This window comes from Pseudomonas sp. P1.31 (genome assembly GCF_001269815.1).
GTDB lineage: Bacteria > Pseudomonadota > Gammaproteobacteria > Pseudomonadales > Pseudomonadaceae > Aquipseudomonas > Aquipseudomonas rustica.
On the sequence record NZ_LHVN01000003.1, the window covers coordinates 379,583 to 390,212 of the forward strand.

Here is a 10,630-nt window from a genome sequence, read left to right on the forward strand (position 1 = left end):
AATTTCGCAAGTTGCTCAAATGTGATGCTGGTTGCTGCTATGGTGAGTTCTCCCGGGTTTCTTGCTGAGTGATTTATGTGTGAATTTTTTTCCGAAAACTTGAGGTTTCTGTGTAGTCACTACAGATCTGTCGCAGAGGTCTGTAGGAAGGTTCGTATTAATCGTGGGCAATTTAATAAGTATCTTTGTGGGAATAGTATGCCCGCACCTTTTAACCTCAAGCGGATTTGCGATTTTTTTGGTGTGGAAGAATTTGAAATACGCCTGCCAAGCGAGCAGTTCATTGCATTGATTGGCGTAAAAACCAGCAAAGCCAGGCTCTTCGATGAAGAAACGGTCTCACAAAGAGTTTTGAAATACCTGCGCAAACAATCCTCACCAGAACTGAAGGCTCACACGGGGTATTACCACGAGTACTACCATGCGATGACTGAACCGGGTTCCATTCTGTGTTCGCTTGTGCATGTGCGGGAAGAAGGCGATGACATAGTGTATGAGCGAAATGAGCAGTTACAGATGTCTGGGGTAGAAGGTGGGTTTGAACGATATCGATATAAAGGTGTTGCTTATTACCTGCGAGATCGCCTTTTTTTCGTAGATTATGAATCGCTGACTTCAAACGAAATCAGTCAAACTATTCTCATCCCAAGTTTCAAAAGCTGCATTACACGGTTAAATGGATTGAAGCTTGGCGTTTCGGCTGCTGATCATCGCGCGCCTTCCTGTTCAAGGGTGGTCTGGGAATATTTGGGGCAGGAAATTGATCGGGCCGCAGCCTATCGTCGTGTCCGGTTGTACAACCCTGATGATTGCGCCATTGATGCCGATCTGCGTGCGCGTCTCGCCCAGGCTCAGGTTGTGGATGGCCTGTTTGTGATCGTATGACAAATTTTCGTAGGAGCTGCCGAAGGCTGCGATCTTTTGATGTTGGGTTTGAAGATCAAAAGATCGCAGCCTTCGGCAACTCCTACAGGGGATTGTCGATCTGTTCGAGCATCCATTTGACGAAATCCCGCACCTTGGGCACTTCCGCCGCGTGCTCCGGGTACGCCAGATAGTACGCGTCAGTGCTCGGCATCGCATGCTGCCAGGGAATGACCAGTTTGCCGTCGGCCAATTCCTCTTCCACCAGAAACCTCGGCAACAGCGCCACGCCACAACCCACCTGTGCGGCGCGAATGCACATATAAAAGGTTTCAAAACGTGGGCCGTGATAGCTGTGTTCGGTCTGGTAGCCCTGACTGTCGAACCAGTCGTGCCACGCCTGTGGGCGTGAGGCATTTTGCAGCAAGACCAGATCGGTGAGTTGCGTCGGATCAGTGAACGGCGTATCCGGCAGGCTGCTCGGCGCGCACACCGGCACCAGTTCTTCACTGAACAACTTCAGGCACTCAGTCCCCGGTCGCGAGCCTTGACCGTAATAGAAAGCCAGGTCACTGCGCCCTTGCAGCAAATCATCGGCCTCTTGCTCGTTGCACAAATCCAGATGAATTGACGGATGGCGCAAACGCCAGCCTTTCAGGCGCGGCACCAGCCAACGCGCGCCGAAGGTCGACGGGGTCGATACGCGTAGGACTTCGGTCTCGCCGCCGTAGGAACGCAGGTAATGCGTCGACATCTCCACCTGCGTGAGGATTTTTCGTACTTCCACCAAGTACAAATCCCCGGCCGGGGTCATCTGCAAACGTCGACGCACGCGGAGGAACAACAAGTGTTGTAACAATTCCTCAAGCTGCGCGACCTGCTTGCTCACCGCACTCTGGGTCAGGTTCAGTTCCTCGGCGGCGCGGGTGAAGCTCAGGTGCCGGGTCACGGCCTCGAAGCATTGCAGGGCGGTGATCGAGGGCAAGTGGCGTTTGTTCAGCATGGCCGATCCTTTTCTTGTCTTTCTATGCTCAGCATGAATAAACGGAATGATATCTCGCGTAAAGGTCGTTTGTTGCCTCGCCATTGTGAAGCTACAACTAATGGCCTGCCCGGTCGTGAAATGGCGACCGCACACATTCAGTTTTTTGCTTGAGGAGTGACCCATGGTTGCCGCATTGCTTGATCGTCTTGGTGTGAACCCGGCCCTTTATCAGAACGGCAAAGTGCCGGTGCATTCGCCGATCGACGGCAGCCGCATTGCTGCCGTGAACTGGGAAGGCCCGGCCGAAGTCGAGCAGCACATCAGTCGCGCAGATCATGCGTTCGAGCAATGGCGCAAGATTCCGGCCCCGCGTCGCGGCGAGCTGGTGCGTCAATTCGGCGAGGTGTTGCGTGAATACAAGGCTGACCTCGGCGAACTGGTTTCGTGGGAGGCGGGCAAGATCACTCAGGAAGGTTTGGGCGAAGTGCAGGAGATGATCGACATCTGCGATTTCGCCGTCGGCCTGTCCCGTCAGTTGTACGGTTTGACCATCGCTTCCGAGCGTCCGGGCCACCACATGCGTGAAACCTGGCATCCGCTGGGCGTGGTCGGTGTGATCAGCGCGTTCAACTTCCCGGTCGCGGTGTGGGCGTGGAACACCACGCTGGCGCTGGTCTGCGGCAACCCGGTGGTGTGGAAGCCGTCGGAGAAAACCCCGCTGACCGCACTGGCCTGCCAAGCGCTGTTCGACCGTGTGGTGAAGAATTTTACCGATGCACCGGCGAATCTTTGCCAAGTGATCATCGGTGGTCGCGATGCCGGCGAAGCGTTGGTCGATGACCCGCGTGTCGCCCTGATCAGCGCCACCGGCAGCACGCGCATGGGCCGCGAAGTGGCGCCGAAAGTCGCCGCGCGTTTTGCCCGCAGCATTCTGGAGTTGGGCGGCAACAACGCGATGATCCTTGGCCCAAGCGCCGATCTCGACATGGCGGTGCGCGCGATTCTGTTCAGCGCCGTCGGTACCGCCGGCCAGCGTTGCACCACGTTGCGTCGCTTGATCGCCCATGAGTCGGTCAAAGAAGAAATCGTCACCCGCCTGAAAGCCGCGTACTCGAAAGTGCGCATCGGCCATCCGCTGGAAGGCAATCTGGTCGGCCCGCTGATCGACAAGCACAGCTTCGAAAACATGCAGGACGCGCTGGAGCAGGCGTTGAGCGAGGGCGGTCGGGTGTTTGGCGGCAAGCGCCAACTGGAAGATCAGTTCCCGAATGCTTACTACGTGTCGCCGGCGATTGTTGAAATGCCGGAGCAGAGCGATGTGGTGTGCAGCGAAACCTTCGCGCCGATTCTGTACGTGGTTGGTTACAAAGATTTCCAGGAAGCACTGCGCCTGAACAACGCGGTGCCGCAAGGGTTGTCGTCGTGCATCTTTACTACTGACGTGCGCGAGGCTGAGCAGTTTATGTCGGCGGTGGGCAGTGATTGCGGGATCGCCAACGTCAACATCGGCCCGAGCGGTGCGGAGATTGGTGGTGCGTTTGGTGGTGAGAAGGAAACGGGTGGTGGCCGTGAATCGGGTTCGGATGCCTGGCGCGGGTACATGCGCCGCCAGACCAACACCGTGAACTACTCGCTGGAGTTGCCGCTGGCGCAGGGCATTACGTTCGACTGAGGATGGAGGAAAAACTGAAAAGATCGCAGCCTTCGGCAGCTCCTACATAGGTGGCGCCAGGCTGCGGTTTTGTAGGAGCTGCCGAAGGCTGCGATCTTTTGGCGGCCCCACAAGCGCATTTGGTTAGGTTTCTGTTGGAGTCTGGCAATGCCGTTACGCGAAGAATGTCTGTGGGAAAAACTTACGCCGCAAAGGCCGGATAACACGGCGCTCAAGGGTGAAGTCAAAGTCGATGTCTGTGTGATCGGCGCCGGGTTTACTGGGTTGTCCGCCGCGCTGCATCTGTTGGAACAGGGCAAAAGCGTCTGCGTGCTGGAGGCTCATCGCGCTGGCCATGGCGGTTCCGGGCGCAACGTCGGGTTGGTCAACGCCGGCATGTGGATTCCACCGGACGAGATCGAAGCCGGTTTCGGTGAAGCGGTCGGCAGTCAGCTCAATCGCATGCTCGGGGCCGCGCCCGCGCTGGTGTTCAGCCTTGTGGACAAGTACAACATTGATTGCCAGTTGCGCCGCGAAGGCACGCTGCACATGGCGCACAACGCCAAGGGCGAGGCCGATCTGCGCAGTCGCGAGCAACAATGGAAACGTCGCGGCGCACCGGTCGAGCTACTCACCGGCAAGGCTTGCGAACAAGCCACCGGGACGCAAAAAATCGCCGCCGCACTGCTCGATCGTCGCGCCGGCACGCTCAATCCGATGGCTTATGTCACCGGGCTGGCGAACGCGGTGCTCGGCCTCGGCGGGCAGATGTTCGACCATTCACCGGTCACTCGACTCGAGCGTCAGGGCGCGAAATGGTCGGTGCAAACCGAGCACGGTTCGGTACTCGCCGAACAAGTGGTCATCGCTTCCAACGCCTACACCGAGGGCGACTGGACTGAACTCAAACGCAATTTCTTCCCCGGTTATTACTATCAGGTCGCTTCGGTGCCGCTGACCGAAGACGCTGCGCAGGAGATTCTTCCGGGTGGGCAAGGCTCGTGGGATACCCGCCAGGTGTTGAGCAGCATCCGCCGCGATAAAGAAGGGCGGTTATTGCTCGGCAGCCTCGGCAACGGTAATCAAAAACCGGCCTGGTTTCTCAAGGCCTGGGCCGATCGGGTGCAGCAGCATTACTTCCCGCAACTGAAACCCGTCGAATGGGAATGCACCTGGACCGGGCGCATCGCGTTTACGCCCGATCACCTGATGCGTCTGTTTGAGCCGGCACCGGGTCTAGTCGCTGTCACGGGCTATAACGGCCGTGGCGTCACCACTGGCACGGTGGTCGGCAAAGCCTTCGCCGATTACTTGTGCAACGGCAATGCCGAGGCCCTGCCAATTCCCTTTGCACCGATGCAGCCCTTGGCGGGCGTGGGCTTGCGCAGTTGCCTGTACGAGGCCGGGTTCTCGCTGTATCACGCGGGCCAGTGCCTGCGCATCGTGATTTGAGTGTTGAATTATGTTGCCGGAAGCGGCGCTTTTCGATGCAGCGACTAGCCTGTAATGGTGCGGGTTGTAGCAGTCCCGCACCAGCAGTGTGCAGTTCGGTGACGCGGGCTGTTACAGGCTGGTTGCACGTCGTTTGGTGCCGCGGTTGCAATGATGGCGCATGCGGGTTGCGCCTGAAAAAATAAATGGTTTCACCTTCCGCGGTTTAGACGGTTGCACGCCCAATGAAAATGGGAACGAAACAGTCGAAATAACAAGAAAGCAGCGACTTTTTGAAGAATAAAAAACCGATGGCACGGCCCTTGCTCTGCGCATTCAGTGAAGTGAAGTCGCAGTGCCAACTAAAAAAAACCTTGGAGCACCACCTCATGTCCCAGACGTTTTACAAGAAAGGCTTTCTGGCCCTCGCAGTGGCTACTGCGTTGGGTGTTTCCGCGTTTGCTCAGGCTGATATCAAAATCGGTGTAGCGGGTCCAATGACGGGCGCCAACGCGGCATTTGGCGAGCAGTACATGAAGGGTGCACAAGCGGCGGCCGATTCGGTCAACGCGGCAGGTGGCGTCAACGGGGAAAAAATCGTTCTGGTCAAAGGCGATGACGCCTGCGAACCGAAACAAGCGGTAACGGTCGCCAAGGATCTGGTCAATCAGAAAGTCGCTGGCGTGGTCGGCCACTTCTGCTCGTCTTCCACCATTCCAGCCTCGGAAATCTACGACGAAGCCGGCGTAATCGCGATCACCCCGGGTTCCACCAACCCGCAAGTGACCGAGCGCGGCCTCAGCGCCATGTTCCGTATGTGCGGGCGTGACGACCAGCAAGGTATCGTTGCCGGCGACTACATCGTCGATGTGCTCAAGGGTAAAAAAGTCGTTGTGTTGCACGACAAAGACACCTACGGCCAAGGCCTGGCGGATGCCACCAAGGCCCAACTGGTCAAGCGTGGCGTGACGCCAGTGTTGTATGAAGGCCTGACCCGTGGCGAAAAAGACTTCAGCACCATCGTCACCAAAATCCGTGGCGCTGGCGCCGATGTCGTCTACTTCGGTGGTCTGCACCCGGAAGCCGGTCCGCTGGTTCGTCAACTGCGTGAGCAAGGCCTGAAAGACGTCAAGTTCATGTCCGATGACGGCATTGTGACCGATGAACTGGTAACCACCGCGGGTGGCCCGCAATTCGTGGATGGTGTGCTGATGACCTTCGGTGCCGACCCACGCATGCTGCCAGAGAGCAAGGCAGTGGTAGACGCGTTCCGCAAGGCCGGCACCGAGCCTGAGGGCTACACCCTGTACGCCTACGCTTCGGTACAAACCCTGGCCGCAGCGTTCAACGGCGCCAAGTCCAACAAGGGCGAAGAAGCGGCTGCCTGGCTGAAGAAAAACCCGGTGAAAACCGTCATGGGCGAAAAAGCCTGGGACTCGAAGGGCGACCTGAAAGTCTCCGACTACGTGGTTTACCAGTGGGACAAGGACGGCAAATATCACCAGCTGGAAAAACAGAAGTAAGGGCTGACGCGATCAGTTGATCCCACGGTTCCTTTGTAGGAGCCGGGCTTGCCCGCGAAGACGGACTGACAGGCGACAGCATTTGTTGAATGTTGAATCGCTTTCGCGGGCAAGCCTTGCTCCTACAGGGGGCGGTGGTGGTCAGGCTGATCGTGGCTGACATTGCTCCGACGTAAATCTGTATTTTCCCTAGAAGAGCCGCACGTCCACAGGCGTGCAGGTTCTCACTGCGTGAGATTGCGTTATGGATGGTATTTTCCTGCAGCAACTGGTCAACGGTCTGACCCTCGGGTCGGTCTATGGCCTGATCGCCATCGGCTACACAATGGTCTACGGCATCATCGGCATGATCAACTTCGCTCACGGCGAGGTTTACATGATTTCTGCTTACCTGGCGGCAATCAGTCTGGCTCTGCTGGCTTACTTCGGTATCGAATCTTTCCCGCTGCTGATGCTCGGCACACTGATCTTCACCATCGTCGTCACGGCGGTGTATGGCTGGGTCATTGAACGAGTCGCTTACAAACCCCTGCGCAACTCCACCCGACTGGCACCGCTGATCAGCGCCATCGGTATCTCCCTGATTCTGCAAAACTACGCACAGATCGCTCAAGGCGCGAAACAACAAGGCGTGCCAACCTTGCTGACTGGCGCGTGGCGTGTCGACATCGGCACCGGCTTCGTGCAACTGACTTACACCAAAGTCTTCATTCTGGTGGCCGCGTTCGTCGGCATGGGCGTACTGACCTACATCATCAAGTACACCAAGCTCGGGCGCATGTGCCGTGCCACTCAGCAAGACCGCAAAATGGCCTCGATTCTGGGGATCAACACCGACCGCGTGATCTCTTACGTGTTCATCATCGGTGCAGCCATGGCGGCATTGGCCGGTGTGTTGATCACCATGAACTACGGCACGTTCGACTTCTATGCCGGCTTCATCATCGGCATCAAGGCATTCACTGCTGCGGTGCTCGGCGGTATCGGCTCTCTGCCCGGTGCGATGCTCGGCGGGATCATTCTCGGGATTTCCGAGTCGCTGTTCTCCGGCCTGGTCAACTCCGACTACAAAGACGTGTTCAGCTTCTCGCTGCTCGTACTTGTTCTGGTCTTCCGGCCGCAGGGCCTGTTGGGCCGTCCTCTTGTGTCGAAGGTGTAAGCGATGTCTTCAACCACCAAAAAAACCATCGATATCAAAAAAAGTCTGGTTGAGGCGATTCTTGCCGGCCTGATTGCCCTGATCGTATTCGGGCCGATTGTCGGCGTCGTCCTCGACGGTTACAGCTTCAACCTCGAATCGACCCGTGTGGCGTGGATCATTGGCGTTATCATGATCGGCCGGTTTGCCCTCAGCCTGTTCCTGCAAACCCCCAAAGGCCTGAAAATTCTCGACAGCTTCGAGAGCACCGGGTCGGGTGTGCATGTACTGCCAGCCGATCACAAATCGAGCCTGCGCTGGATCATCCCGCTGCTGATTGTGCTGGCTGTCATCGTGCCGTTTGTTTCCAACTCCTATTTGCTGGGCGTGGTCATCCTCGGGTTGATCTACGTGCTGTTGGGATTGGGGCTGAACATCGTGGTCGGTCTGGCCGGTCTGCTCGACCTCGGTTACGTGGCGTTTTATGCCATCGGCGCCTACGGTCTGGCGCTCGGTTATCAGTACCTCGGTCTGGGCTTCTGGACGGTGCTGCCGCTGGCGGCGATCACTGCGGGCCTTGCCGGCTGCATCCTCGGTTTTCCGGTACTGCGCCTGCACGGCGACTATCTGGCGATCGTGACCCTGGGCTTCGGTGAAATCATTCGCCTGATCCTTAACAACTGGTTGTCGCTGACTGGCGGCCCGAACGGCATGCCGGCGCCACTGCCGACGTTCTTCGGTCTGGAGTTCGGCAAACGGGCGAAGGATGGCGGGGTGCCGTTCCATGAGTTCTTCGGCATCGCCTACAACCCGGACGTGAAGTACTACTTCATCTATGCGGTGTTGTTCCTCGTGGTATTAGCTGTGCTGTACATCAAACACCGTTTGGTGAAGATGCCGGTCGGCCGTGCCTGGGAAGCCTTGCGTGAAGACGAAATCGCCTGCCGTTCGATGGGCCTCAACCACGTGCTGGTCAAGCTTTCCGCGTTCACCATTGGCGCGTCGACGGCGGGTCTGGCCGGTGTGTTTTTCGCCACCTATCAAGGTTTCGTTAACCCGACCTCGTTCACTTTCTTCGAATCGGCACTGATCCTGGCCATCGTCGTCCTCGGCGGCATGGGCTCGACCATCGGCGTGGTGATTGCAGCCTTCGTACTCACCGTCGCCCCGGAACTGCTGCGCGGCTTCGCTGAATATCGCGTGCTGCTGTTCGGCATCCTGATGGTGTTGATGATGATCTGGCGACCACGTGGGCTGATCCGCATCAGCCGTACCGGGGTCACTCCACGCAAAGGTGCCATTCACTATGAGAGGACTGCGCCATGAGTGAAGTCGTACTCTCTGTTGAAAAACTGATGATGCATTTCGGTGGCATCAAGGCCTTGAGCGATGTCAGCCTGAAGGTCAAACGCAACTCGATCTTCGCCTTGATCGGCCCTAACGGCGCTGGCAAAACCACTGTGTTCAACTGCCTGACCGGTTTCTACAAAGCCTCCGGCGGCAAGATCGAGCTCAACGTGCGCGGCCAGCAGACCAACGTCATCCAGTTGTTGGGCGAGTCGTTCAAAGCGTCGGATTTCGTTTCGCCGAAATCCTTCCTCAGTCGCATGTACTACAAGATGTTCGGTGGCACGCACCTGGTGAACCGTGCGGGGCTGGCGCGGACATTCCAGAACATTCGTCTGTTCAAGGAAATGTCGGTGCTGGAAAACCTGCTGGTGGCCCAACACATGTGGGTCAACCGCAACATGCTCGCCGGCATTCTTAACACCAAGGGCTACCGCAAGGCTGAAAGCGACGCACTGGATGTTGCGTTCTACTGGCTGGAAGTGGTCGATCTGGTGGACTGCGCCAACCGTCTCGCCGGTGAACTTTCCTACGGTCAGCAACGCCGTCTGGAGATCGCCCGGGCCATGTGCACGCGGCCGCAGATCATCTGCCTCGACGAACCGGCCGCCGGCCTCAACCCTCAGGAAACCGAGGCGCTGAGCGCGATGATCCGGCTGCTGCGCGACGAGCACGATCTGACCGTGGTGCTGATCGAACACGACATGGGCATGGTAATGAGCATTTCTGACCACATCGTGGTGCTGGATCACGGCATCGTCATCGCCGAAGGCGGGCCTGAAGCGATTCGTAATGATCCGAAAGTGATTGCGGCGTATCTCGGCGCCGACGAAGAGGAACTGGTATGACGCAACCGATCCTCGAACTCAAAAACCTCGACGTGTTCTACGGACCGATCCAGGCGCTCAAAGGTGTTTCGCTGCAGATCAACGAGGGGGAAACCGTCAGCCTGATCGGCTCTAACGGGGCCGGTAAATCGACGCTGCTGATGTCGATTTTCGGCCAGCCGCGTGCAGCCGGCGGGCAGATCATTTATCAAGGCGTCGACATCACCCAGAAGTCCTCGCACTACATCGCTTCCAATGGCATCGCGCAGTCACCGGAAGGACGGCGGGTGTTCCCTGACATGACCGTCGAGGAAAACCTGTTGATGGGCACCATCCCGATTGGCGACAAGTACGCCAAAGAGGACATGCAGCGCATGTTCGCGCTGTTCCCGCGACTGGAAGAGCGGCGGACACAGCGGGCGATGACCATGTCCGGTGGTGAGCAACAGATGCTCGCGATTGCCCGGGCGTTGATGAGCCGGCCGAAGTTGTTGCTGCTCGATGAACCGAGCCTGGGCCTGGCGCCGATCGTGGTGAAGCAGATTTTCGCGACCCTGCGGGAATTGGCGAAAACCGGGATGACGATTTTCCTGGTCGAGCAGAACGCCAACCATGCGCTGAAGCTGTCGGATCGGGCGTATGTGATGGTCAACGGCGAGATTCGCCTGACCGGTACCGGTAAAGAGTTGCTGGTGAATGAGGAGGTGCGTAACGCCTATCTGGGCGGGCACTGATTCTTCGCACGTTATACACAGCCCCGGCGACGCAAGTCCCGGGGCTTTTATTACCCACAATTCCCTGTAGGAGCTGCCGCAGGCTGCGATCTTTTGATCTTGAAAAACAACATCAAAAGATCGCAGCCTG

9 protein-coding genes are annotated in these 10,630 nt (G+C 57.6%); 8 read left to right on the forward strand and 1 reads right to left on the reverse strand.

What is annotated here, in order from left to right; all coding sequences use genetic code 11:
* Nucleotides 1–75 precede the first annotated feature (75 nt).
* On the forward strand, nucleotides 76–885 hold the full coding sequence (locus AD669_RS02440; RefSeq protein WP_053116791.1) for a helix-turn-helix transcriptional regulator: 810 nt from the start codon (nucleotides 76–78) through the stop codon (nucleotides 883–885).
* An 82-nt stretch (nucleotides 886–967) separates the two neighbouring features.
* On the opposite strand, the gene AD669_RS02445 is transcribed toward AD669_RS02440, so the two are convergent.
* Nucleotides 968–1,867 carry a LysR family transcriptional regulator gene (locus AD669_RS02445; RefSeq protein WP_053116792.1) on the reverse strand — a complete coding sequence of 300 codons (900 nt, stop codon included), beginning with the start codon at nucleotides 1,865–1,867 and terminating at the stop codon, nucleotides 968–970.
* Between the two features lie 163 nt (nucleotides 1,868–2,030).
* Between AD669_RS02445 and AD669_RS02450 the strand changes: the two genes are divergently transcribed.
* The 7 genes from AD669_RS02450 to AD669_RS02480 all read left to right on the forward strand — a co-directional run bounded on the left by AD669_RS02450 (nucleotide 2,031) and on the right by AD669_RS02480 (nucleotide 10,500).
* Complete coding sequence (locus AD669_RS02450) at nucleotides 2,031–3,521, forward strand: aldehyde dehydrogenase family protein (RefSeq protein ID WP_053116793.1); 1,491 nt, start codon at nucleotides 2,031–2,033, stop codon at nucleotides 3,519–3,521.
* A 147-nt stretch (nucleotides 3,522–3,668) separates the two neighbouring features.
* The gene (locus AD669_RS02455; RefSeq protein WP_053116794.1) at nucleotides 3,669–4,952 is read left to right on the forward strand and encodes an FAD-binding oxidoreductase; all 1,284 of its coding nucleotides are present in this window, start codon (nucleotides 3,669–3,671) and stop codon (nucleotides 4,950–4,952) included.
* Between the two features lie 368 nt (nucleotides 4,953–5,320).
* Entirely contained in the window at nucleotides 5,321–6,454 is a 1,134-nt protein-coding gene (locus tag AD669_RS02460) for an ABC transporter substrate-binding protein (RefSeq protein ID WP_053116795.1), read from the forward strand.
* Nucleotides 6,455–6,698: 244 nt separating this feature from the next.
* Nucleotides 6,699–7,613, forward strand: coding sequence for a branched-chain amino acid ABC transporter permease (locus tag AD669_RS02465; protein WP_053116796.1), 915 nt, complete (start codon nucleotides 6,699–6,701; stop codon nucleotides 7,611–7,613).
* A 3-nt stretch (nucleotides 7,614–7,616) separates the two neighbouring features.
* A complete protein-coding gene (gene livM, locus AD669_RS02470; protein WP_053116797.1) occupies nucleotides 7,617–8,918 on the forward strand; it encodes a high-affinity branched-chain amino acid ABC transporter permease LivM in 1,302 nt (433 codons plus the stop codon).
* Nucleotides 8,915–9,787 carry an ABC transporter ATP-binding protein gene (locus tag AD669_RS02475; RefSeq protein WP_053116798.1) on the forward strand — a complete coding sequence of 291 codons (873 nt, stop codon included), beginning with the start codon at nucleotides 8,915–8,917 and terminating at the stop codon, nucleotides 9,785–9,787. Before livM ends, AD669_RS02475 begins: the two co-directional genes overlap by 4 nt.
* On the forward strand, nucleotides 9,784–10,500 hold the full coding sequence (locus tag AD669_RS02480; RefSeq protein WP_053116799.1) for an ABC transporter ATP-binding protein: 717 nt from the start codon (nucleotides 9,784–9,786) through the stop codon (nucleotides 10,498–10,500). Before AD669_RS02475 ends, AD669_RS02480 begins: the two co-directional genes overlap by 4 nt.
* Nucleotides 10,501–10,630: the final 130 nt, after the last annotated feature.

Bases quoted from the DNA above. Each gene is read 5' to 3' on its own strand.
- AD669_RS02480 (WP_053116799.1), top strand. From the start codon at position 9,784: ATGACGCAACCGATCCTCGAACTCAAAAACCTCGACGTGTTCTACGGA.
- AD669_RS02475 (WP_053116798.1), top strand. From the start codon at position 8,915: ATGAGTGAAGTCGTACTCTCTGTTGAAAAACTGATGATGCATTTCGGT.
- AD669_RS02465 (WP_053116796.1), top strand. From the start codon at position 6,699: ATGGATGGTATTTTCCTGCAGCAACTGGTCAACGGTCTGACCCTCGGG.
- AD669_RS02455 (WP_053116794.1), top strand. From the start codon at position 3,669: ATGCCGTTACGCGAAGAATGTCTGTGGGAAAAACTTACGCCGCAAAGG.
- AD669_RS02440 (WP_053116791.1), top strand. From the start codon at position 76: ATGTGTGAATTTTTTTCCGAAAACTTGAGGTTTCTGTGTAGTCACTAC.
- AD669_RS02450 (WP_053116793.1), top strand. From the start codon at position 2,031: ATGGTTGCCGCATTGCTTGATCGTCTTGGTGTGAACCCGGCCCTTTAT.
- livM (WP_053116797.1), top strand. From the start codon at position 7,617: ATGTCTTCAACCACCAAAAAAACCATCGATATCAAAAAAAGTCTGGTT.
- AD669_RS02445 (WP_053116792.1), bottom strand. From the start codon at position 1,867: ATGCTGAACAAACGCCACTTGCCCTCGATCACCGCCCTGCAATGCTTC.
- AD669_RS02460 (WP_053116795.1), top strand. From the start codon at position 5,321: ATGTCCCAGACGTTTTACAAGAAAGGCTTTCTGGCCCTCGCAGTGGCT.